The sequence below is a fragment of the Halalkalibaculum sp. DA384 genome (assembly GCF_043951955.1).
In the GTDB taxonomy this organism is placed as follows: Bacteria; Bacteroidota; Rhodothermia; order Balneolales; family Balneolaceae; genus JAMQKA01.
Genome location: NZ_JBINJE010000001.1, coordinates 43,961 through 66,828, shown reverse-complemented (window position 1 = coordinate 66,828; position 22,868 = coordinate 43,961). Strand labels below are relative to the sequence as shown.

At 51.5% G+C, this 22,868-nt stretch carries 20 protein-coding genes and 1 tRNA gene; 10 read left to right on the top strand and 11 right to left on the bottom strand.

All coding sequences use genetic code 11. The features are described 5' to 3' along the window. Positions 1-45 precede the first annotated feature (45 nt). The 7 genes from hflX to tsaD all read left to right on the top strand — a co-directional run bounded on the left by hflX (position 46) and on the right by tsaD (position 10,160). Positions 46-1,335 (top strand): GTPase HflX, encoded by a 1,290-nt coding sequence (gene hflX, locus ACG2E4_RS00265; RefSeq protein ID WP_395275357.1) that lies wholly within the window; start codon positions 46-48, stop codon positions 1,333-1,335. A 37-nt stretch (positions 1,336-1,372) separates the two neighbouring features. Beyond that, the gene (locus ACG2E4_RS00260; protein ID WP_395275356.1) at positions 1,373-2,044 is read left to right on the top strand and encodes a CBS domain-containing protein; all 672 of its coding nucleotides are present in this window, start codon (positions 1,373-1,375) and stop codon (positions 2,042-2,044) included. Positions 2,045-2,150: 106 nt separating this feature from the next. Next, entirely contained in the window at positions 2,151-5,141 is a 2,991-nt protein-coding gene (locus ACG2E4_RS00255) for a tetratricopeptide repeat protein (protein WP_395275355.1), read from the top strand. Positions 5,142-5,145: 4 nt separating this feature from the next. Continuing rightward, positions 5,146-6,432: a 3-phosphoshikimate 1-carboxyvinyltransferase gene (aroA, locus tag ACG2E4_RS00250; protein ID WP_395275354.1), complete on the top strand. Its 1,287-nt coding sequence runs from the start codon at positions 5,146-5,148 to the stop codon at positions 6,430-6,432. A 148-nt stretch (positions 6,433-6,580) separates the two neighbouring features. Then, complete coding sequence (locus ACG2E4_RS00245; protein WP_395275353.1) at positions 6,581-7,006, top strand: Hsp20/alpha crystallin family protein; 426 nt, start codon at positions 6,581-6,583, stop codon at positions 7,004-7,006. Positions 7,007-7,093: 87 nt separating this feature from the next. Beyond that, positions 7,094-9,049, top strand: coding sequence for a molecular chaperone DnaK (gene dnaK, locus ACG2E4_RS00240; protein ID WP_395257896.1), 1,956 nt, complete (start codon positions 7,094-7,096; stop codon positions 9,047-9,049). A 124-nt stretch (positions 9,050-9,173) separates the two neighbouring features. Next, positions 9,174-10,160 (top strand): tRNA (adenosine(37)-N6)-threonylcarbamoyltransferase complex transferase subunit TsaD, encoded by a 987-nt coding sequence (gene tsaD, locus ACG2E4_RS00235; protein ID WP_395257898.1) that lies wholly within the window; start codon positions 9,174-9,176, stop codon positions 10,158-10,160. Positions 10,161-10,222: 62 nt separating this feature from the next. On the opposite strand, the gene rnhA is transcribed toward tsaD, so the two are convergent. Next, the gene (gene rnhA, locus ACG2E4_RS00230) at positions 10,223-10,675 is read right to left on the bottom strand and encodes a ribonuclease HI (protein WP_395257900.1); all 453 of its coding nucleotides are present in this window, start codon (positions 10,673-10,675) and stop codon (positions 10,223-10,225) included. Beyond that, a complete protein-coding gene (pyrF, locus tag ACG2E4_RS00225) occupies positions 10,668-11,510 on the bottom strand; it encodes an orotidine-5'-phosphate decarboxylase (RefSeq protein ID WP_395257902.1) in 843 nt (280 codons plus the stop codon). The genes rnhA and pyrF overlap by 8 nt, the downstream gene beginning before the upstream one ends. A gap of 182 nt (positions 11,511-11,692) precedes the next feature. Here pyrF and ACG2E4_RS00220 point away from each other — a divergent pair, with 182 nt between their 5' ends. Further along, a complete protein-coding gene (locus ACG2E4_RS00220; protein WP_395275352.1) occupies positions 11,693-12,454 on the top strand; it encodes an SAM-dependent methyltransferase in 762 nt (253 codons plus the stop codon). 223 nt (positions 12,455-12,677) lie between these two features. On the opposite strand, the gene ACG2E4_RS00215 is transcribed toward ACG2E4_RS00220, so the two are convergent. From ACG2E4_RS00215 to ACG2E4_RS00180, 8 genes are all read right to left on the bottom strand, one after another. Further along, complete coding sequence (locus ACG2E4_RS00215; protein ID WP_395257906.1) at positions 12,678-13,340, bottom strand: hypothetical protein; 663 nt, start codon at positions 13,338-13,340, stop codon at positions 12,678-12,680. Between the two features lie 136 nt (positions 13,341-13,476). Next, positions 13,477-15,669: a sodium-translocating pyrophosphatase gene (locus tag ACG2E4_RS00210; protein ID WP_395257908.1), complete on the bottom strand. Its 2,193-nt coding sequence runs from the start codon at positions 15,667-15,669 to the stop codon at positions 13,477-13,479. Positions 15,670-15,709: 40 nt separating this feature from the next. Beyond that, the gene (gene pth, locus ACG2E4_RS00205) at positions 15,710-16,267 is read right to left on the bottom strand and encodes an aminoacyl-tRNA hydrolase (RefSeq protein ID WP_395257911.1); all 558 of its coding nucleotides are present in this window, start codon (positions 16,265-16,267) and stop codon (positions 15,710-15,712) included. A 42-nt stretch (positions 16,268-16,309) separates the two neighbouring features. Continuing rightward, positions 16,310-17,017 carry a 50S ribosomal protein L25 gene (locus ACG2E4_RS00200; RefSeq protein ID WP_395257914.1) on the bottom strand — a complete coding sequence of 236 codons (708 nt, stop codon included), beginning with the start codon at positions 17,015-17,017 and terminating at the stop codon, positions 16,310-16,312. 17 nt (positions 17,018-17,034) lie between these two features. Then, positions 17,035-17,967: a ribose-phosphate diphosphokinase gene (locus tag ACG2E4_RS00195; protein WP_395257916.1), complete on the bottom strand. Its 933-nt coding sequence runs from the start codon at positions 17,965-17,967 to the stop codon at positions 17,035-17,037. Positions 17,968-18,051: 84 nt separating this feature from the next. Further along, positions 18,052-18,122 (bottom strand) — tRNA-Gln (locus tag ACG2E4_RS00190). Positions 18,123-18,169: 47 nt separating this feature from the next. Next, on the bottom strand, positions 18,170-19,360 hold the full coding sequence (locus ACG2E4_RS00185) for a DUF2851 family protein (RefSeq protein WP_395275351.1): 1,191 nt from the start codon (positions 19,358-19,360) through the stop codon (positions 18,170-18,172). A 9-nt stretch (positions 19,361-19,369) separates the two neighbouring features. After that, positions 19,370-19,648: a hypothetical protein gene (locus ACG2E4_RS00180; RefSeq protein WP_395275350.1), complete on the bottom strand. Its 279-nt coding sequence runs from the start codon at positions 19,646-19,648 to the stop codon at positions 19,370-19,372. A gap of 157 nt (positions 19,649-19,805) precedes the next feature. Here ACG2E4_RS00180 and ACG2E4_RS00175 point away from each other — a divergent pair, with 157 nt between their 5' ends. After that, positions 19,806-20,312 (top strand): phosphoribosyltransferase family protein, encoded by a 507-nt coding sequence (locus ACG2E4_RS00175; protein WP_395275349.1) that lies wholly within the window; start codon positions 19,806-19,808, stop codon positions 20,310-20,312. 89 nt (positions 20,313-20,401) lie between these two features. Continuing rightward, positions 20,402-21,274: a DUF3078 domain-containing protein gene (locus tag ACG2E4_RS00170; protein WP_395275348.1), complete on the top strand. Its 873-nt coding sequence runs from the start codon at positions 20,402-20,404 to the stop codon at positions 21,272-21,274. 26 nt (positions 21,275-21,300) lie between these two features. On the opposite strand, the gene ACG2E4_RS00165 is transcribed toward ACG2E4_RS00170, so the two are convergent. Further along, positions 21,301-22,839, bottom strand: coding sequence for an aldehyde dehydrogenase family protein (locus ACG2E4_RS00165; protein ID WP_395275347.1), 1,539 nt, complete (start codon positions 22,837-22,839; stop codon positions 21,301-21,303). Between the last annotated feature and the right edge of the window lie 29 nt (positions 22,840-22,868).

Sequence of the window (22,868 nt, the reverse complement as noted above, 5' to 3'; positions counted from 1 at the left end):
ACCTTATGTTACATTGACAAAAACGTTACTCACACCTGCATATTTTTGTTAGAAGACTTAAAAAAATCCGACATAATACAAGAACGGTCCCTCTTGGTGGGCGTATATGGCCCGGAAACGCCAAAAGTGGTAGCTGAGGAATATATCGAAGAGCTTGGCATGCTTACCAAAACGGCGGGAGGCATACCGATAGATACTATCCTGCAGAACAGGACCCATCCCGACCCCTCTACCTATATCGGTAAAGGGAAGTTAAGCACCATCCGGCGGATGGTGGGCGAACATGACCTGGAAACTATTATTTTTGATGATGATCTTTCTCCCACACAGATCCGCAACGTGGAGAGGGAAACAGAGGCAAAGGTGCTTGACCGCAGTGGACTGATTCTCGATATTTTTGCCACGCGGGCGCAAACTTCTGCGGCAAAAACCCAGGTTGAGCTCGCCCAGCTGCAATATTTGTTGCCCCGCCTTACCCGGTTTTGGACCCACCTTTCGCGGCAGCAGGGGGGGATCGGCACAAGGGGACCGGGAGAAACCCAGATTGAAACGGACCGCCGGCTGATCGACAAACGCATTACCACGCTGAAAGACAAGCTCGACAAGCTGGACCAGCAGCGCCAGACGCAGCGAAAAGGTCGCTCCGGAATGATTCGCGTTTCCCTGGTAGGATATACCAATGCCGGCAAGTCAACACTGATGAATACCCTGACCGATACGGAAGTCCTGGCCGAAGACCGGCTGTTTGCCACCCTCGACTCCACCGTGCGCCGCTGTAATATCGGTCACCACGAGGTTTTGATATCCGATACGGTTGGCTTTATAAGGAAGCTGCCCCACAACCTGATAGAAAGCTTCAAGTCCACCCTCGACGAGGTGCGCGAGTCCGATATTCTTATTCACCTGGTAGACGCTTCGGCGCTGATGATCGATGATTATATTGAAGTGGTCCGGGATACACTCGAAGACCTGGATGCGAAGGACAAAAAGGGAATCCTGGCTTTTAACAAAATTGACAAACTGCAGCCCCACCGAATTGCAGAGCTTAAATCTGCCTACCCGGATGCCATATTTGTGTCGGCGGAACGGGGTATAGGCATCGGAAAGCTCAAAGAGCAGATTGAAGTCCTGATCGAAGAAGACTACATCAAAAAAACGATGAAGATTCCCGCCGCAAAATATGAAGGAGTGGCGTTTCTGCATCGCGAAGCCCATATTCATTCTAAAGAATATGTGGGAGCAAACGTGAAGATAACCTTCAGCATTTCAAAAAAAGATTTTATGCGGCTGGAAAACTTGTTGGATAATATTGACTCTCCCGAATCAGTTGTTTAAATAGAAGTAGATAGTTCCATTAACCAACGATGCAGATATGCAGGCAGCAGATATACTTAACACCGATATAGCTCCACTCAGCGGGCAAGATACCATTACCGATGCTTTACAGCAGATGCAGGAGCTGGAGATCGACTGCCTGCCGGTTGTGGACCCGACGACAAAAAAATTGATCGGCCAGGTTCGCGGTTCGCAGTTGCGGGAAAAGGAAGATCCGCAGGCTACCATTGCAACCCTGGAGCTGGATGAACCGGTGAAGGTGTTCAGCCGCCAGCATATTTTTGAGGCGGCTCGGCTGATGCTGCAGTATGAGCTGCAGCTGCTCCCGGTCGTTGACGAGGAGATCACGTTTCTCGGGACGATAGAAAAGCAGCATATCCTGCAAACGCTTCCCGATATAATGAATCTGGTGACGAACGGCGCGATACTGACCATACAGCTGGAAAGGGTCGATTTTTCACTGTCCGAAATTATCCATTTGATCGAAGTGGAGGTGGCCAAAATCCTGGCTCTTTCCGTGGAGCGTCCAAAATCTGAGGGTGGAACGTTCAGAATTTCCATCAAGATCAATCTGAGAGATGCCTCCCGCATAACGTCGGCGCTGCGCCGCCATGATTATGATGTGATTGTTGACGATATCAGCAGAGATGTATTCGGGTTCGATATGGAAAACCGGGCCGATGAATTACTTAAATATATTGATATGTAGGTTATTCACTTCTTTTTGGATTGATTCCTCTTTAAATCTGGGAACATATTTCGTATAGTTGGTATATTTTATACAAAACCATAAAGCAAAAGGCACCAAAATCTGAATGATCTCGATCCGGAATGTTTGTTACTTCTCCATCCTTCTGTTCATCTTGTTTCCGGTCATTGTATCAGGTCAGCAGAAATCGGACTCTCCTGAAGCCCTGTATCAAAAAGGGATAACCCTGTTTGACAGGGGCTTGTATGACGACTCGGCTGATCTGCTTGCACAGTTTGGTGAAAAATATCACGGCCATGAATTGCGAAAATCGGCCGAATTCTATCGTATCCGTGCGCAGGCCCGCCTCGATCCCGCCTCGAAAAAACACAATTATGAGCAGTATATACAGGAGTATCCCAATACCGAATTTGCCCGAAAGCTGCTGTTTGAACTTGCCAGCGCATCTGAAGCAGACAGCAATTATACAGAAGCATTACGGTATTATGAGCGTTCGCTGCAGCATAAGCCGCACGACCGGCAGGGTGCACAGATTCACTACTGGCTTGCGGAAACTTCGGTGCTAAACGGGAATAACCATCAGGCCCGCAACTACTTTTTGAGGCTTGCCGACCGGTATCCCGAGTCGGAGTGGGCGCCAAAAGCACTCTATTCGCGTGGCAGGCTTTATCTGAGTGACAGCAAATTTGATTCCTCCTCCATCGCTTTTGAGGTGCTCAAAGACCGCTACCCCAACCACGAGATGACCCGCCGTATCGGTACGGCCCTGGGAGAATCCTATTACCAGCAGGGAAAATATAAAGAGGCGATAACCGCTCTTGACAACGCCATGGCCTACCTCGAGGATGAGCTGCGTTCAAAGGCGGTCTACCTGATTGCGGAAAGCCACAACTACCTGAATAATTTTGATGAGGCCTCAAAATATTATCTCCAGTATATCAACATGAACAAAGGGACAGATCGGGTGCGCATTGCCCATTATGGTCTCGGGTGGATATACCACAAGCAGCAGATTTATCACTGGGCGGCCGACTCCTTCAGCAAGGCGGCGCAGGGAGATGACGAAACGGCCCGCAAGGCGCTCTATTACAAGGCGGTAAATGAAAAACTGGGCGGGCGGTACGACCAGGCGATCGAGACTTTTCGCAACTTCGGATCACAGTACAACGAAGGTCTCTGGGTAGAGGAGGCGTATTACGAGTGGGCTGTAACAGCTTACGAGATGGGAATCTATGCCGAGGCGATTGAAACGCTGCTCACCATTGTCCGCAATGACGATGACCTGGACTGGGCGGGAAAGGTGTATACCCTGCTAGGTGAGGCATATTATGCCAATAAAGAATATACCCGTGCCCTGCAGGCATTTGAGGAGGCCGAACAACTTACCGATATCGAGGACAACGTAAAACGCCAGGCGCGGTTCCAGAAAGCATGGGTACAATATCGCAACCAGGCGTACCAGCAGGCTCAGCCGGTGTTTGAGAGTATCTACAACGAAGCCCCGAACAGCGATCTCGGTAAAGAGGCCCTTTTCTGGAGTGCCGACTGCTACTACCAGATGGGGCAGTACGGGTCGGCCAGTGACCGGTTTTCGGCCTTTGTAAATCGATACCCGGACCATGAGCTGAACGGGGCCGCACGCTATTCCCTGGGGTGGAGCTATTTTAACAACGGCGCGTACCAGAACGCCATCGAACCCTTTAGCCGGTTCCTGGAGGAGTATGATCCGCCACCCATTGCACTTTACCCGTATGACACGGATGCGATATTGCGGCTGGGCGACTCCTACTATGCGTCCCACCAGTACGATGAGGCCATTGAAACCTACAAACGGGCGATCGGGGCCGAGCCCGGAGGAGATTATGCGATGTTCCAGGTGGCCAACAGCTATTACCGGGCCAACCAAACGTATGAAGCGGTGACCACCTTTCGCCGGCTTCTCCGTATATATCCCTATACACAGCTCCGGGAGCAGGCGCAGTACAATATCGCCTATATCTACCTGAATACCGGGAATTATACCCAGGCGATTGATGAGTTTCAGGCCGCTATCAACAAGTACCCGAATACCAGCTGGGCGGCCCGCTCCCAGTATAATATCGGTGATGCATACTACAACGCCGGGGATTACGAAAAAGCGATAGCCGCGTATAAAAAAGTATTGGAGGACTATCCCCAAAGCGATTACCTGATCGAGGCGATCAACGGCATACAATACGCCCAGCTCTCATCGGGACAGCAGGATTCGAGTTCGGCGATTCTGGAGAGCTTCCTCGACGATCACCCCCAGTCGTCAACGGCAGATCGACTTCGTTACCGGCAAGCCGAAAACCTGTTTCAGTCGGGAGATTACACCGGCGCCATAGAGGAGTTTCGCCAGTATATCCGGATTACCAATAATCAGAACCTGCTGCCCGAGGCTCATTTCAGCCTGGCCAATGCGTATGAACAGACCGGAGAGATCCAAAATGCGATCGACTCATACAGGGCGATTGTAGAAAATTATTCCGACTCTGAACAGATGGGCTCAGCACTGGTTGCATTGGCCCGCATCTACTACGAGCGCGGCGAGTATTCCACCTCCTTTCAGTACTACGAGCAGTTGTTGAATGAACGATCGGATTTCAGCATGGAAGCACACGTCGGCATGGGGCGGTCGCAGTTGGCCATGGGTAATGTGGATGCGGCGCGCAAGCATTATGAGGCGGCTCTTGAAGTAAATAACGACTATGACCCGGCAAAGGTGGGGCTGGGTAAAGTGGAGCTCCAGCAGGGGAATTACTCGGAGGCCAGCGATCTGCTGGGGCTCGTGGCTGAATCCAACACCACGGAAATCGGGGCGGAAGCGCAGTACCTGCTTGGCTATGTGGCTCAGCAGCAGCAAAATTTCAAGCAGGCGCTGGAAGCTTATTCCAATGTCAGCGTGCTGTACGAGGCGTTTGATGAATGGGTCGTCAAAGCGATGCTGAGAAGTGCGGAATGTCATATTCAACTGGGCAATACCGGAGAGGCGCGAAGCACGCTCAACGCCATCATGGAGAATTATACGGGAACCCCGGAAGCAGAAAAAGCTAAACAGATGCTCAACGCAAACTAAACAGATGGATCAGAAGGTTTTACCGGCAGCACAACTCAAGGGCACGATTGCTCCTCCTCCAGACAAATCAATCTCTCACCGGTCGGTTATGTTTGCCGCCCTGCACCAGGGGGTCTCCACGATCGAAAACTTTTCGGAAGCGGCCGATCCCCACAGCACCGTTAGCTGCTTTCGTTCGCTGGGCGTGGAGATTGAGCAGCACCGTTCAACACTAACAGTGCACGGGGTGGGACGAGATGGATTCCGGCACCCACAGCAAGATCTGGACTGTGGAAATTCAGGCACCACCATGCGGCTGCTGTCGGGAATACTGGCCGGCGCAGGTATCAGCTGTACGCTGGTGGGCGATGAGTCGCTCTCCGCCCGAACGATGCGCCGCATTATTGACCCGCTGGAGAAGATGGGAGCCAGGATTAAAGCCCGCCAGGATGACTACGCCCCGCTGAGTATCAGCCGCCCGGGATCCCTCATCCCACTACGTTTCGAATTGCCGATTCCCAGTGCCCAGCTTAAATCATGTGTACTGCTGGCCGGCCTTTTTGGAAAAGAGCCCACGCAGGTTATTGAGCGGATCCCGAGCAGGGATCATACCGAACGCCTGCTGGATCTGGGTATTGAAAAGGCGGGGAATACACGCATTATTTCCAGCAGCAGGCAGGATGTGATCCCGGAACAGAGTTACACCATTCCGGGAGACTTTTCGGCGGCGGCGTTCTGGCTGGCGGCGGGAGCTATACATCCCCGGGCAGAGATTGAGCTCCCGGGTACGGGGCTTAATCCCACGCGCACCGCTTTTTTGGATATCCTTCGGGAGATGGGAGCCAACATCAGGATTGAGCAGGAGCGCCAGGCAGGCCAGGAGCCTGTGGGCGACATAACGGTGGCCGGCAGCGAGCTCAAGCCGATTAACATCTCTTCCGAACGCGTGCCCAACTGTATCGATGAGCTGCCGATACTGGCTGTTGCCATGCTTTTTGCGGATGGAGTCTCCCGTATATCGGGCGCCGAAGAGCTGCGGCACAAAGAGACGGATCGCCTTAATGCGGTGGCAGAGATATTGGAAAATGCCGGGGCCGACTTTACGGAATACGAGGACGGTCTCGAAATCAACGGCAGTCCGGACTTCACTCCTCGTCCGGCCCGTTACAACAGCTACCACGATCACCGCATTGCAATGGCGGCCGGCGTACTGTCCCTGCTTGCCGACAGCCCAAGTACGGTACTCGGAGCCGAGTGTACGGCCATCTCCTATCCTTCCTTCTGGGATGACCTGCAACTCCTGACGAATTGAGCTCATCGCCCGTTATTCGTCCGCAATTCTGACAAATACCGCGGCCTCATTTCTTTTTAATGTCAATACGTCATAAAACGGGGATTCCTCTATCCCTTGGCATTGTGATTGCTCATAATATTGTGAAACTGAACAAGCGGAAAAGCTTATGAGTGAATTTGTAATTGATATTGAAAGACAATTGAGCAAGCTGGGAAAGGATATTCAGGATTTTGTGGAGCGGATCGTCCCGCTGGAAGACCAGGGGCATGATTTCACTCCCGCGTGTGACATCATAGAAAGTGGAGAGCAGGTTAAAATTCTGCTGGACCTTCCCGGTTTGTCGAAGAAGGAGATCCATATTGCGTTGAAAGAGCATGTGTTAACGGTCAAAGGCGAACGGGCTGACCAGCTTTCGGAGGAGGAATCCTACCGGAGGCAGGAACGCAAATCCGGAGTGTTTTCCCGGTCATTTGCGCTGCCTGAGAACGTCAACACCGCCGAGACTGAAGCACAGCTCAGGAATGGAGTGTTAAGTATTACACTGCCGAAATCGGAAGTTCTCAATGACACGCAATCGATTCCGATTAAATGAGGAAATCTTTACCGGTACTACACAAAAAGAAATTGAATACCTGTTTGAAGAAAATTAAACACATAACCAAAAAGGAACATTAATATTATGGGAAAAATCATAGGAATTGACTTAGGTACCACCAACTCCTGCGTAGCCGTGATGGAGGGCAATGAACCCACGGTTATCCAGAACTCCGAAGGTGGGCGTACGACTCCCTCTGTCGTTGCCTTCTCCAAAGAAGGAGAGCGGTTGGTCGGTGCCCCTGCAAAGCGTCAGGCGATTACGAATCCTGATAAAACGATCTCTTCAATCAAGCGGTTTATGGGCCGATTTTACGATGAGGTGAAGGAGGAAGCCAAGCAGGCCTCCTACCAAATCGTAAAAGGCGAAAACAATACGGCCCGCGTCAAAATTGAAGACCGAACATACGCCCCGCAGGAAATTTCTGCGATGGTGCTGCAAAAGATGAAGCAGACTGCCGAGGAATACCTCGGAGAAAAGGTGACCGATGCCGTTATTACGGTGCCGGCCTACTTCAACGATGCGCAGCGTAAGGCCACCCAGGAGGCGGGTGAAATTGCCGGTTTCAATGTAAAACGTATTATCAACGAACCGACGGCCGCTTCACTGGCATACGGCCTTGACAAAAAAGATCAGGATCAAACAATCGTTGTTTATGACCTCGGTGGAGGTACCTTCGACGTGTCGGTCCTTGAGCTGGGTGACGGCGTTTTTGAAGTGAAGTCCACGCACGGCGATACCCACCTGGGCGGCGACGACTTCGACTCCCGCCTGATCGACCATCTGGCCAAAGAGTTCAAAAAGGATGAGGGCATCGATCTGCGTGAGGATCCGATGGCGATGCAGCGGCTGAAAGATGCGGCTGAAAAAGCCAAAATTGAGCTGTCCAGCTCGCAGAAAACGAATGTGAATCTGCCGTTTATTACCGCCACGGATTCGGGTCCCAAGCACCTGAATATCGATATCACGCGCGCCCAGTTTGAGCAGCTGATCGACGATCTGATTCAGAAAACAATCGATCCCTGCAAAAAATCTCTTGATGATGCAGGTCTTACGAAAGACGAGATAGACCAGGTTATCCTGGTTGGCGGATCGACAAGGATTCCGAAGATCCAGGAGGTCGTCAAGGAGTTCTTTGGCAAAGATCCGAGCAAGGGTGTCAACCCCGACGAAGTGGTTGCGATCGGAGCGGCCATCCAGGGAGGCGTAATGTCAGGCGATGTCGACGATGTGGTACTGCTTGACGTGACCCCGCTTACCCTCGGTATCGAAACGCTCGGGGGCGTATCCACAAAGCTGATCGAGGCCAATACCACCATCCCGACCAGCAAAACCGAGACCTTCTCCACAGCTGCTGACAACCAGACCAGCGTGGAGATCCACGTGTTGCAGGGTGAACGTGCCAAGGCGCAAGACAACCGCACCCTCGGCCGGTTCCACCTGGATGGAATTCCTCCGGCCCCGCGCGGTGTCCCGCAGATTGAGGTAACCTTCGATATCGATGCCAACGGTGTGCTGAATGTAAGCGCCAAGGACAAGGGCACGGGCAAAGAGCAGAGCATCCGTATCGAATCGTCTTCCGGACTCTCTGAAGAGGAGATCGAAAAGATGAAAAAAGATGCGGAAGAGCATGCCAAAGAGGATGAGCGAATCAGAGAAAAAACTGAAAAGCTCAATGAAGCGGATAACCTCGTCTTTTCAACCCGAAAGCAGCTTGACGAGCACAAAGACAAAATCTCTGACGAAAACAAAGAGAAGATCAAAGAAGCAGCCGACAAGGTAGAAAAGGTTCGGCAGGAAGAGAACATGGAAGAGCTCGAATCGGCCATGGAGCATCTCAACGAAGTTTGGAATGAAGCCTCCCAGGAGATCTATCAGGCCGCGCAACAGGCCGCAGGAGGACCTGGAGCTGCCGGAGCCGCAGGGGCTGCCGGCGGTCCGGGCAACGGTCAAAAGGGACAGGCTGAGGATTCCGATGAAGGAGAAGACGCGGTTGACGCCGATTTCGAGGTGGTCGACGAAGACGAAGACGATAAGTAAGCGACTAATATTTAATGAAGATTTAGCCCTGAATTTCGGCGTCCGCCGGGATTCGGGGCTTTTTATTTTATTGCGTACCGTGTATTTTGGCGAGCCTTTAAGCAATACGCAATACGTAACACACATGATTATTCTCGGTATTGAATCCTCCTGCGATGAGACCGCGGCCGCCGTTTATACTTCTGATGGCCTCAAATCCAATGTTATCGCCTCACAAACAGTTCATGAGCAGTATGGCGGGGTTGTCCCCGAGCTGGCCTCGCGGGCCCACCACAAGACGATATGGCGGACCGTACAGCAAGCCCTGGACGAGGCAGACATCTCATTGGATGAGATAGAAGCTGTTGCCGTGACCCGGGGACCCGGTCTGATGGGGGCGTTGCTGGTGGGGCTCTGCTTTTCCAAGGGCCTGGCACTTGCAAGGGGGATGAGGCTGATCGGTGTTAATCACATGGATGCGCATATCTATGCGAACTTCATTGAACAGAAGCCCAAGTATCCTTTTGTAGCCCTGACTGTCTCCGGAGGACATACGCACCTGGTGCATGTGACCGCGCCTTTCGAGCACCGCATGCTGGGTAAAACCCGCGATGATGCCGCCGGTGAAGCGTTTGATAAAATTGGGAAAATTCTGGGTCTCCCTTACCCGGCGGGGCCGGTGATCGATGAAAAGGCCAAAGAAGGCGATCCATCATTTCATGATTTTCCGCAGGCGATGCTGGACGGTGGATTGGAATTCAGTTTTTCCGGCCTGAAAACTTCTGTATTGTATTATCTCCAGGAGAAGGATGACCGCTTTGTGAACGAACATCTGAACGATATCTGTGCCAGTGTCTCCCACGCGATCACAGAAGTATTGGTGAAAAAGCTTTCCCGGGCGGTGGAAGCGACCGGGGTGAAAACGGTTTTACTGGCCGGGGGGGTGTCTGCAAACTCCATGCTGCGGGAGAAAACCGGGCATTTGGCCAGGGAAAAAGAGCTGAACATACATATCCCCCGGATCGAATACTGTACCGACAACGCGGCAATGATAGCCATAACTGGAGCAATGCTGGCAGAGCGCGGTAAATTTTCGGATATGAATTTAAAACCATTCGCGCAATTAAGGTAGTCGTGGGTCTTGGGTGGTGAGTGAAACCCATGACTCACGACCCAAGACCCAAGACCCATGACCTACTGAAACTGCTTTGAGGCCTCGACCGCCAATCCGTCTACGTAATTGTTTCGATCGTCGTCGGCATGTCCCTTGACTTTGGTCCATTTGACCTCGTGGGGTTCCATCGCTTTGAGCATCTCTTTCCACAAGTCCTGGTTCTCCACCGGCTTCTTATTGGCTTTTCGCCATCCCCGTTTCTGCCAGCTGTCAATCCAGCCCTGTTTAAAGGCGTTGATAATAAGGGCACTGTCGCTTCGGATTTCCACTTTGCACGGTTTGGTGAGGGCCTTGAGCGCCTCGATAATGGCCCGCATCTCCATCCGGTTATTGGTAGTATCAGGTTCGCCTCCCGAGAGCTCCTTCTCCTTGCCGTTCCAGTTGAGCAGAGCGCCCCAGCCCCCCGGGCCCGGGTTCCCGCTGCAGGCGCCGTCAGTATAAATTAATACAAAAGGTTTTTTTGGGTCAGGCATATCGTTCCGTTATGGGAGTTAGCTGTTCTCGGTATGAAGTGACCTTTTCCAGCACGGCTTCTTGCCAGTTCGTACTGTCGCCGCCCGCAAAAAGGATGCTGCGACTGGAGGACACCAAGGGGATGCCGGAGTGATCTTTCAGTACTGATACGAGCTCCCCGACTGTGCCGCCCTGTGTACCGACACCGGGAATCAGCAGTGGAGAGGTGCGGTGTTGGGAGAGCACAGATTCAAGATGCGCGGGCTGGGTAGCCCCGACTACAAGTCCCAATGCCGTTTTGCTGTTGGATTGGTGTCGCTCGAGGTTGGCAGCGATATATTCCGCCATTGAACGATATCCCGCGAATGGTTTTTCCAGGAAGTCCGCAGCACCGGGATTGGAGGTGAGCGTCAAGGCATAGATCGCTTTTTCCGGGTAGTTGAAATAGGATTCAAGTGTTTCAAAACCCATGAGGGGATTCAGCGTTATGGCGTCCACATCCCAGTGGTCGAAGTATGCTGTTTTGTAGTTGGCGGCAGTGGAGCCGATATCGCCACGTTTGGCATCGGCGATGACGATTTTATTTGTGGGAATATATTCCAGAACCTGCGAAAAGGTCTCCAGCCCCTGCCTGCCAAGAGCTTCAAAAAAAGCAAGGTTGGGTTTGTATGCAGCGCAGTAGGGATGAGTGATATCTATAACTTTTTTCAAGAAATAGGTCACGCGCTCGTTTTGATCCGGGAACTCCTCCGCCAGGTGCGAGGGCAAAAGGTGGAGATGGGGATCAAGCCCGACACAAAGGGTAGAACCGGCCGCCCCGATCGACTGCCTTATTTTATCGCTGAATGTTGCCATAATTCTGATATTAAATTCCAGTAGAAGGTACAAATACTGTGCTACGAATTCGAGTTGTATTTACCTTGTGGTGGCTACTGCTTTCAAGGATGAACAGTTCGTACGCAGTCTCTGGTCATCTAAAATATCTTCCTGAAGTTCGCATTAATTAATACAGGTGTAATCATTATATTCAGCCCTCTATGAAAGAAGAACTGCAGAAAACAGCGAATTGGTTTGAAGAGTGGTTCAACAGCCCACTATATGAAAAGCTGTATGCAAACCGTGATGAAGAGGAGGCTAAACAGCTGATCGACCTGCTGGAAAAAACGCTCAATTTGAGCGGGTGTTCCGAAATACTGGATCTGGGCTGCGGCCGGGGACGTCATGCAATCAGCCTGGCTCAGCGGGGCTACAGGGTCTCGGCAATTGACCTGTCTGAAGAGGCGATAAAAACGGCTCGTGAGAAAACGAAGCGCATGGGGCTGAAGATCCGGTTTGAGGTCCGCGATATGCGCAACCCACTGCCCCGGAAGTTTGATGCGATCGTAAACCTTTTCACCACCTTTGGCTATTTTGCAAGGGATGAGGAAAATACCCGCGTGCTGGACAGCGTCACCGAGATGCTGGATCCCGGCGGAATGTTCGTGTTGGATTATATGAATTCAAACAAGGTGAAAAAGACGTTCCAGCCAACAGATCATGGACGGTTCCGGGATATCAGTTTTAAAGTGCACCGGTATATCAGCCGCGGATCGATTATCAAGGATATTGAGTTTTCCGGGGGACCCATCAAGGGAAAGAAACAGTATTCTGAGCGAGTTAAGCTTTATGAACTGGACTGGTTTAAAAAGGAATTTGAGAAGCGAAACTTACAGATCGATCACCTGTACGGCGATTATCACGGCCACAGGTTCGATCCTGAAAGCAGTCCCCGCCTGATGATTGTGAGTCACCTGGAATAAGCGAAATGGTTTTACGAGAGAGAGCCGGGAAAACGAAATAATGTTGGAGAGATCTTTGCAGGACCTGCTGTGTTGTTGGGAGCTGGTTGTACCACCGAGCGTATTGACCTTTAAACGGGAGTGCAACTCCCTCAGAACAAGGAATTCAGTCTTTTGCAAGGCCCTCTCGGAATCGGTCGATTTTTAAAAGGTTGAATTATCGGTTCCTGCGCTCCGGGATAGGTTACAAAACCGTCTCAGCTGAAACCTCCTCGACTCCATGGGGAGGTTTGTCAAGCGTCCACGTCTCAAAATAAAACTTCCGTTCTGAACCGATCCGCTTGTTATTGATGCTGAAAAAGCGGAAGGTGCTGTTTACCAGCCCCCGGAGAGGATAGAATAGCTTTTCATAGATATTTTCCCGCGAAAAAAGATGCAGGTCAAATCCATGGTGCGCTTTCTCCTTATAGAGAACCAGCAAGCCTGCTTCCAACACCTGGCTCAGCTCTTCCTTGAAATGCCCCACGTTTGAGTTGCGGTCTACGTGCAGGTCCGGCGGGTTGAAATCGGTTTCAGGCTTAGGACTGATCAGGATAGCCTCACCGATGGAAATTCGCTGAAGGGCTTCTCCAAGACTGGAGTTTGTACCGTATGCCGTGATAAAGTACAGGTCGTGGAAAGCATCCTCCAGGCAGAGCAGAAGCTCGTTATAATTGCTGAGCGTGTTCAGGCCAAATTTCTCCTCTTTGAGCACAGTACCGGTGAAATAGAATTTGGAGTAGGTGGGATCCGGAGTCATAAAATCTTCAATAGAGATTCCTGTTTCGGGATTCTTTGCGGTATGTCGTTCTCTCAGGTTGTCAAGTCGGAGATCGTGTTCGAAAAAAAGCTTGAAAATGTCAGCCATAACGTTGTTAAACCAGTTAGATATTTTGATGTGTCTGCAGATTCCAAAATACGAAATACAAGGTACGCGGTAAATCAAATAAAAAAGCCTCGCCGCGGTAACGCGACGAGGCGATAAAAACAGGTATATTTTCAACTTAGATCATGGTTGCGATAACGAGAGCCACAACAGACATGAGCTTGATGAGAATATTCAGGGAGGGGCCGGAAGTATCCTTGAAGGGATCGCCGACAGTATCGCCTACAACGGCGGCTTTGTGAGCTTCCGAACCTTTTCCAAGTATTTCCCCATTGTGTTCAAAGCCTTCTTCAATCATCTTCTTGGCGTTGTCCCAGGCGCCGCCGGCATTAGACTGGAACAGGGCCATCAGTACGCCCGCGGCGGTAACACCAGCCAGCAGTCCGCCAAGCATCTCAGGTCCTCCCAGAAACCCGAATGCCACGGGAACTGCAACGGCAAGTACGCCGGGAGCGACCATCTCGCGAATAGAGGCAGTTGTGGAAATGGCGACGCATTTCTCATATTCCGCCTTGCCGTCTGCCGCTTCAAACGCTTTGCGGTCTTCCTCTGGCCAGTTTTCCAGTTTTTCACCTTTGTTGTTGTTCATGGCATCAAGGCCGGCGCGTAATTCGGGAATATCGTTGAACTGGCGGCGGACCTCCTCAATCATCGACATGGCTGCCCGGCCCACTGCGTTCATGGAGAGGGCGGAAAACAGGAATGGGAGCATCGCTCCGATAAAGAGGGAAGCCATGACATACGGGTTGGTAACGCTGATTGATATGTTCGCACCCGGATTTACCGCTTCGTAGGAAGTGATAAAAGCTGCAAAAAGAGCAAGTGCCGTAAGGGCTGCAGATCCAATAGCGAATCCTTTACCGATAGCCGCCGTGGTGTTGCCAACGGCATCAAGTTTGTCGGTACGTTCGCGCACTTCGCCCGGCAGTTCAGACATTTCTGCAATTCCCCCGGCGTTGTCGGAGATCGGGCCGTAGGCATCTACAGCGAGCTGGATCCCGGTGTTGGAGAGCATTCCCACAGCAGCAATAGCAATTCCGTAGAGACCGGCCAGGTGGTAAGCACCAATAATGGCAGTTGCGATAATGACGATCGGAATAGCGGTTGACATCATGCCAACGCCTACCCCGGAAATAATGTTGGTTGCCGCCCCCGTGGACGACTGCCGAACGATGGAGGTGACGGGTCCGGTGCCGGTACCGGTGTAGTGTTCAGTGATAAGCCCGATGAGGAGTCCGGCCGCGAGACCGAAAATGGTGGCCCAGAAGACGCCACCGGGAGTATACTCAATTCCGTTAAACGTCCAGCTGCCTGGCAGCATCCAGTGTATGAGCAGGTACGAAGCCACCAGCATGACAGCGGCGGAAACAAATTCTCCGATATTTAGTGCCTTTTGGGGATCGCCGCCCTCTTTGACCCGTACGAAAAACGTTCCGAGGATGGAGGTCAATATACCGACTCCGGCAAGAACCAGCGGTAGAAGAACGGCGTTGAGTCCTCCAAAGGTGTTGGCGCTTGCAAAGCCGTCCAGTCCAATAAATGCCGCGCCCAGAACCATGGCGCCAATAATAGAGCCGACATACGATTCAAACAGGTCAGCGCCCATTCCCGCAACGTCCCCTACATTATCCCCAACGTTGTCTGCAATAGTGGCGGGGTTCAGGGGATGATCCTCGGGAATTCCTGCTTCAACTTTACCGACAAGGTCTGCACCAACATCTGCCGCCTTGGTGTAGATACCGCCGCCAACACGAGCAAAAAGAGCGATGGAAGAGGCCCCGAAAGAGAACCCGGTAACAACCGCCAGCACCTTGTTGACAGTGGCAGCATTTCCGATGCCGAACATATCGCCAAAAACAAGAAACAGCACGCCAAGGCCGAGAACGCCCAAACCAACAACGCCAAGACCCATGACCGAACCACCGGCAAATGCGATATTAAGGCCCTGTCCCAGGCTGTTACGGGCGGCATTTGTTGTTCGCACATTAGCTTTGGTCGCCACTCTCATGCCTATGAATCCGGCCAGGCCCGAACAGAAAGCTCCCACAACAAATGAAACTGCAATCAGCCAGTGAGAGGTTTCAGGATTTGCAGTTACACCCAGCAGGATGGCTACGCAGATTACAAAAATGGACAGTACTTTGTACTCGGCCTTGAGAAACGCCATGGCGCCCCGCTGAATGTGAGCACTTATTTTTGACATTTTTTCGGTACCGGGATCCTGTTTCCCTACCCAGGAAGACTTCAGGTAGGTATATAACAGCGCAATGATCCCTGCTGCAGGTACTAAATAGGTTATGAGTGTATTCATGTTTACGGTTTAGGTTTCTGGTAGTTAGCGTTGTTAAGATTTAGTTATAGTTATTCATCGCAGTATCTATGCCATACTCTACAAATGTAAGCACGGCATCGCAAGCTCGATCCAGCGTGTCATCCATAAGTTGCCGCTCTTCATCTGAAAACTTCGAGAGTACATATCCCACCTGGTTACCGTTGCGGAAGTCGTCTCCTATGCCGATCCGGAGGCGTGGAAACTGCTTGGTTCCAACCTTGTTGATGACGTCCTTGATTCCATTATGTCCGCCGGCACTGCCCCCGGGACGTATTCGAATGGCACCTACAGGCAGGTTCAGGTCATCGTAACACACCAGACATTCGGAGATCTCAGTTTTATACCAGTTGAGTACCTGAACAACAGCGTCTCCGCTTTTATTCATGTAGGTGGTCGGTTTTACCAGCCGTAATTTGTGTCCGTGATAATGAGTGTCCCCGATATGAAAAGGGCCCTTCCCAGGCCCCAGGCTGACAGAAAGGCGATCGGACAGCCTGTCAATAACCTCATACCCGATATTGTGACGGGTGCCGGCGTACTTTCTGCCGGGATTACCTAAGCCAACAATTACGGGCATGGGGTCAACATATAGTTATTTAGTACAGGTGATGGATACGTTTTATTCAATATCCTCTTCTTCGCCATCCTCTTCTTCGCCTTCTGCGGGCTCTTCACCCTCTTCAAGCTCGCCTTCAACAGGTTCTTCACCTTCTTCAAGCTCTTCTTCAGCAGGCTCTTCGGTAACGAGTGTAGATGTAAGCAGGGCTTCGGATTTCGGAGGTACGACGGTCACAATTGTTCGGCTGCCCTCGTCGAGAGCTTCAATGCCCTCGAGCTCCAGGTCCTGTACGTGGACCGAATCGCCAATAGCCAGTTCCGTGATATCCACGCTGTATTCACCCGGTATTCTGTCGGGATAGGTGCGAATTCTGAGGATATGCATCGGCTGGAATACGCGGCCTCCCCCATCCGTAACCCCGATGGCGGTCCCCGTCAGCCTGAGGGGGACGCTGAGGGTTACCTTGTGGTCGTCGTCGAGCACATAAAAATCGGCGTGAACGGCCCGATCCGAGACCGGGTGGAAATCGGTGGTTTTGAGGAGTGTTCGGTACGTCGTGCCATCGATTTCAAGTTCGATGATTTGACGCTTTCTGTTGGAAAGAATTTTTTCGAGCTCAAGTTCATCAATAGAGAAATGGACATTCTCTTCAACTTCAGGTCCGTAGAGGACGGCAGGAACTCTCATAGAATCGCGGAGGGCATCTGCCACTTTACGTCCGGTTTCTCTTACTTTTCCCTTTAGGGTAACTACTTCTGGCGTAATCATAATTTTAACAATTGAATTTAATCATCAAATAGAACACTAATGCTGTCGTTGGTGTGAATACGCTGTATCGCCTCGGCAAAAATTCCTGCGACACTCAACACCCGGATTTTATCCGATGGGCGCTGCAGCGGTACGGTATCCGTAACCAGCAACTCGTCAATAGGTGAATCATCAATCCGCTGGTACGCGGGCCCCGACAATATGGGATGCGTACACGTGGCGATAATGTTTAACGCCCCTCGTTCTTTTAACGCTGCGGCGGCGTTGGTCAAAGTGCCGGCCGTATCAATCAGATCATCTACAATCAATACATTTTTGCCTTCCACTTCACCAACGATATTCATCACCTCTGCCACATTCTGCTTTGGGCGCCGTTTGTCGATGAATGCCAGTCGCGCTCCAATGCGTTTGGCATACGACCGGGACATCTTCAGGCTCCCGACGTCCGGGGCTACCACCACCAGGTTTTCAATCGGGTTTTCCCTGAAGTAGTCAATAAACAATCGGCTTGCATACAGGTGATCCATCGGTATGTCAAAAAAACCCTGGATCTGCGCTGCGTGCAGGTCCATCGTTAACACGCGGTCGGCCCCGGCTTCGGTCAGCAGGTTTGCCATCAGCTTGGAGGCGATGGAGACCCGCGGGCGATCTTTCCGGTCTTGCCGGGCATACCCGAAATAGGGGATGACAGCCGTTACCCGCTTGGCCGAAGCCCGCTTGGCTGCATCGAGCATCATCAATAATTCAATAATATTGTCGCCCGGCGGAGGCGTAGATTGAACCACGAAAATATCTTCGCCGCGTATGCTCTGCTCGTATTTAACATAAAGTTCTCCGTCCGAAAACGGCTTGATGGTAACTTCTCCAAGCGTAGTGCCATAATGTTCCGCAATAGCCCGAGCTAGCGCCAGGTTGCTGCGTCCGGCAAATATGGCTAGAGGTGTGTCCAACGAGGCAAAGCATTCAGTGGTTCAAAATAAAAGAAAAAGGATGGCTTTACAGTCATCCTTTCTAAGAGTTTAATATTACCCTTGTTGCCCGGGGAGGATTCGAACCCCCACTGACGGTACCAAAAACCGCTGTCCTGCCATTAGACGACCGGGCAATGTCGTTTTCGAGAGATTCAGATGATATGAATTTACCGATTTGGAATCAAGAAGAAATTATTTCTTTTAATACTTTGCACTGGCTACACCTGCGGGGTTTGCAATACTGTTTGAGCTGAAATACGGCTCCGAGTCGTTGCTTGTAAAGATCCGGCGGAAAATCTGATTGTGCGAAAAGCTTGAACAGGGTGGAGGGAACCTGTGCGCGGTGATTCATCCAAAGTTCAAAGGCGCGTTGTTTCAGGCGGTCAATATGAAAGAGGGTTCCCAGCAGCCACAGGGCGGGCAGGTAGACGATGCCGTACAGGATGTCACTTCGTTGCCGGCCGATTCCTGTTTCGGTGTCAACCGTGTTGAGTAGCCTCTCCCATCGGTCGCTCGGGGTTCCCTTGAACCACGCATCCAGCGGCTCATGGTGAATTGTCCCCATCAGCGTGGCCGCTTGTTGCAACCGAATTTTGGGACGGTTGGCGGGCCGGACGCCCTTGTAGCTCCAGCGCGCGGCGGAGCGGGCAGATCCGAACCCACCGAATTGCAAGGCCAGGAACTGTAGCTCTTCTACCGCCGGGAACGTCTCCTCCTGTAACACATGATTGTAAAGGCGGCGGCCGACGCGGAGCATCGGTTCCCGGTTCAGGGAGATACCGAGCCCGTCAAACAATCCGAGAGAAAATACTTTTTTCCAGGCTGTTGCAGGGGCTAAATCCGGGTCATAAAAGTTCAGGAGGGCATCGGCCTTGGTTTCAAAATATTCGCGATGAGCCTTCCTGAATTGCTGTTCCAGTGCTTCCCGGGAAATATAGCGGAGCTGTCCGGCACACGGCAGCCGGTCGGGCTGACGGAAGGCGGCGAGCAGCTCTTCCAGGTTTTCCGGCAGGTGGGGGCGGAGATGCAGCAGAAAGGGAGCGGAGCCGTCTTGGCGGTATGCCCTTTTCCCGTCGGGATTTTGATATACGACATGGAGAATTACCTGGTTGTATCCGGAATCGTGTTGATGCCCGTGTCTCCGCCAGTCGGCGACTGACCAGTGAAATTCGATATCGCCGTGCCAGCGGAGATCGCCGATCTGCAGGCGCGCCTCCTTAAAATCAGGTCCGCCAGAGGAGTTCAGTCTTCCCGGTTCAAGAATGGTAACAGGCTGTCCGCATGTAGTTTCCAGGTTGCCGGCATCAAAATGGAGAGTCTGCCAAATCCAATGGAGCAGGTGCTCATGGTATTTCTCTTCAAGATCTTTCATCTGTGATTTTTAATAGCCGAGATCCAGCTGGTCGGTTGCAGCATACAGGTCTGGTACGCGGTTGTCATACCCGCGTTTCACACGGTTTCGCAGCTTGCGGAGCTGCCGTTTTAGGGTGTGCCGCTTTTTGTTGTTCGTCCGGCGTGGAGACCATTCTGAGACGTGTTGGATCAGCCACTGCCGGTTCTGTCGCCCGTTTCTTGGAGCCATAAGAAGGCCAAGTCCCACCCCTCCGATAAATGAGCTGGCGGCAACGAGAAACAGCCTCATGCTTTTTTTCTCTTTCATCGCTGATAGTCCTCTCTTTTCATTTTTGCAGGGAATAAAATTTAATAAACCTGAGATCGTTCTCTAAACCTTGAACGTGATTTTTCCGGAGTTTAGTACTCGTAAAGCAGGTTATAAATTCATATTTTAGACGTTATTTTCAAGATATAATTTTTTTATGTCAGATAGTTCTGAGTTAATTTATATGGATAGCGATCGGGTAGGTCGTACGCTCAAACGGATGGCCTATCAGGTTTCAGAAGACAATCGACAGGACCGGGATATTTTCCTCTTTGGAATCGGTTCCCGCGGTTTTGCCGTCGCCTCTCGACTGAACGCTTACCTTGCTGATATTTACGGCACTGAATTTGTTCTCACACGGCTGGATCCCCAAAAAACACTTTCCGGCAAGAAGATCTCCCCCCGCCGGTTGAGGGAGTGCTACCTCTTGGTTGTAGATGATGTGATCTTCAGCGGGCATACCATGTTTACCACGCTCAACCATATCTATGATTTTTTCAGTTTTGATGAAATACATACTGCCGTTCTCGTAGACCGGGGGCATCGCAGGTTTCCGATCCAGGCCCAGTTTGTAGGGCTGGAACTGTCAACAAAATTGAAGGAACATGTCTCTGTCGTGGTTCAACAGGAAAAGGTAGAAAAAGTGGTACTGCAGATGGGGTAAGGCCGAACTTCATCACTGTAACCAAATAACACGATTTTTGTAAAGTTTTCATGCATTTTAAGCTGTCTCTATTTTTAATCCCAATACTGTTGTGTATCCTTGTCAGGGGTGGATTTGGCCAGAGCGACCGTGACTACGTGGATATGATCTATTCTACTTCGGCGGAAAGCGATGTAATACTACAAGACACGACCAACGGCTGGGGCTTCAACTGGGTAGGAGGACTGAATGGGTCACAGGCTTCATATCGAAACTGGAGCCAGGGTGGGGTCAACACCATCAGTGTAACAGCGTCTACTCTTTTTGACCTGAAATACCGCAAAGAACGATTTGGCTACCAGCTTGTGACCAACTTTAAATACGGGCAGGCGCGGATCGAGGACGAGGGTACCCGGAAAACCGATGACAGGATCGCCATCGCAAATAAATTTAGTTACCGGTTCCGGGATGAGCGGTTTAATGTATTCGGAAACATCAATTTTACTACCCAGTTTGACAGGGGATATGATTACGGGGAAGATCCCAAATTGCTGCTCTCAAGGTTTTTGGCCCCGGCCTACCTGTCGCAGGTGTTCGGCCTGGGATTTCACCCCGCAGATTATTTCTCTGCAGAGGGGGGCGTAGCAATGAAGGAGACCATTGTGCGGGATAAAACCCTGTCTGAACGATATGGCCTGGAAAGGGGAGAAAAATTCCGGTTTGAGCCCGGATATTCATTAATATTCAATTTCGAGAAAAAAATTGTAAGTAATGTAAGGCTAAACAGTACGCTGGAGACCTTCACCAACCTGAAGGAGAATGTGAGAAAAACAGATATTAATTTTTCAAACGAAATAGTCGGAAAGATCAACGACTACCTTAATACGACCTTCCAGTTTGTGTTGGTCTATGACGAAGATTTCTCCAGGGAGGTTCAGCTCAAACAGGTTCTTTCCGTGGGATTTTCCTACAGCATTCTTTGAACGATCCGTAGATTGCAGGTTGTGGCTCATGGGTCAACGTCAAACTCAATACCCTGTGCCAGTGGCATCTCATCACTCCAGTTGATGGTATTGGTTTGCCGGCGCATGTAGGCTTTCCATGCATCCGATCCCGATTCGCGTCCGCCACCGGTATCCTTTTCGCCGCCAAATGCCCCGCCGATCTCCGCACCGCTGGTACCCACATTAATATTTGCGATGCCGCAATCGGAACCACGTGCACTAAGGAAGCTCTCCGCCTCCCGCACATTCAGGGTAAACATTGCCGAGCTGAGCCCCTGCCGCACGCTGTTGTGGATATCAATAGCCTGATCCAGCTCGCTGTACTTCATCAGGTAGAGAATGGGGGCAAAAGTCTCCTCCTGCACAATAGGGTAGTCATGCTCAGCGATTACGATGGCCGGACGCACATAGTGACCTCCTTCGACTTCCAGGTTGTTGCCCTCCAGCAGCTCACCACCGTAGATCAGCTCGCCGCCCGACCGTTGCACTTCCTCCAAGGCTTGTTGCATGCTTTCGGCGGCCTGTTCATCAATCAGCGGACCGACCAAGGTATCTTCATTCAATGGATTCCCGATTTTTACGCTCTTGTATAGCTCTACCAGCCGATCTTTCAACTCATCAAAAATAGAGTCATGAACAATCAGCCGGCGCGTTGTGGTACAGCGTTGCCCACAGGTACCTACTGAGCCAAACACCGTGGCACGGGCGGCCATCTCAAGGTCAGCATTTTCTGTGACGATGATGGCGTTGTTACCGCCCAGCTCCAGGATTGTTTTACCGAGGCGTGCCCCTACGGTCTGCGCCACCTGTCGCCCCATCCGGATGGAGCCGGTGGCCGAGATCAGCGGCAGCCGCTCATCGTTGGTCATCCATTTGCCCACCTCTTTGTCACCGGTGACGAGGTTGAAGATGCCTTCCGGCAGGTCATTTTCCTTGAGAACATCCGCCACAATATTCTGCACGGCCACGGCACAGAGCGGCACCTTTTCGGAGGGTTTCCAGATCATCACATCGCCGCAGACGGCCGCAATCATGGCGTTCCAGGACCACACCGCCACCGGGAAGTTGAAGGCCGTGATGATGCCCACCGGCCCCAGCGGATGCCACTGCTCATACATACGGTGATCAGGACGTTCAGACTGCATCGTTTTGCCATAGAGCTGGCGCGACTGCCCCACCGCAAAGTCACAGATGTCGATCATTTCCTGCACCTCGCCGAGTCCCTCTTGGTGAATTTTTCCCATCTCGTAGGTTACCAACTTGCCCAGGTCCTCCTTGTATTCGCGCAGCCGCAGGCCGATCTGTCGTACAATCTCCCCGCGCTTGGGTGCCGGCGTCATCCGCCACTGCTTGAACGCTTGCTGCGCTTGTTCTATCACCTGTTCATACTGCTCGCGGGTGGTTACGGTGACATCAGCAATATGTCTGCCGTCAATCGGCGTGCTGCTTTCAATGTGCGGCTCACTGCCGTCGCCCAGCGATTGTTGCCCCGTACTGGTGCCGTAATTTGTACCCTCAATGCCAAGCTTTTTCAAAAACTCCATGACGATCCTTGCTTATTTATTCTCGTTGT

Bases quoted from the DNA above. Each gene is read 5' to 3' on its own strand.
- ACG2E4_RS00260 (WP_395275356.1), top strand. From the start codon at position 1,373: ATGCAGGCAGCAGATATACTTAACACCGATATAGCTCCACTCAGCGGG.
- ACG2E4_RS00255 (WP_395275355.1), top strand. From the start codon at position 2,151: ATGATCTCGATCCGGAATGTTTGTTACTTCTCCATCCTTCTGTTCATC.
- aroA (WP_395275354.1), top strand. From the start codon at position 5,146: ATGGATCAGAAGGTTTTACCGGCAGCACAACTCAAGGGCACGATTGCT.
- ACG2E4_RS00245 (WP_395275353.1), top strand. From the start codon at position 6,581: ATGAGTGAATTTGTAATTGATATTGAAAGACAATTGAGCAAGCTGGGA.
- dnaK (WP_395257896.1), top strand. From the start codon at position 7,094: ATGGGAAAAATCATAGGAATTGACTTAGGTACCACCAACTCCTGCGTA.
- tsaD (WP_395257898.1), top strand. From the start codon at position 9,174: ATGATTATTCTCGGTATTGAATCCTCCTGCGATGAGACCGCGGCCGCC.
- rnhA (WP_395257900.1), bottom strand. From the start codon at position 10,675: ATGCCTGACCCAAAAAAACCTTTTGTATTAATTTATACTGACGGCGCC.
- pyrF (WP_395257902.1), bottom strand. From the start codon at position 11,510: ATGGCAACATTCAGCGATAAAATAAGGCAGTCGATCGGGGCGGCCGGT.
- ACG2E4_RS00220 (WP_395275352.1), top strand. From the start codon at position 11,693: ATGAAAGAAGAACTGCAGAAAACAGCGAATTGGTTTGAAGAGTGGTTC.
- ACG2E4_RS00215 (WP_395257906.1), bottom strand. From the start codon at position 13,340: ATGGCTGACATTTTCAAGCTTTTTTTCGAACACGATCTCCGACTTGAC.
- ACG2E4_RS00210 (WP_395257908.1), bottom strand. From the start codon at position 15,669: ATGAATACACTCATAACCTATTTAGTACCTGCAGCAGGGATCATTGCG.
- pth (WP_395257911.1), bottom strand. From the start codon at position 16,267: ATGCCCGTAATTGTTGGCTTAGGTAATCCCGGCAGAAAGTACGCCGGC.
- ACG2E4_RS00200 (WP_395257914.1), bottom strand. From the start codon at position 17,017: ATGATTACGCCAGAAGTAGTTACCCTAAAGGGAAAAGTAAGAGAAACC.
- ACG2E4_RS00185 (WP_395275351.1), bottom strand. From the start codon at position 19,360: ATGAAAGATCTTGAAGAGAAATACCATGAGCACCTGCTCCATTGGATT.
- ACG2E4_RS00180 (WP_395275350.1), bottom strand. From the start codon at position 19,648: ATGAAAGAGAAAAAAAGCATGAGGCTGTTTCTCGTTGCCGCCAGCTCA.
- ACG2E4_RS00175 (WP_395275349.1), top strand. From the start codon at position 19,806: ATGTCAGATAGTTCTGAGTTAATTTATATGGATAGCGATCGGGTAGGT.
- ACG2E4_RS00165 (WP_395275347.1), bottom strand. From the start codon at position 22,839: ATGGAGTTTTTGAAAAAGCTTGGCATTGAGGGTACAAATTACGGCACC.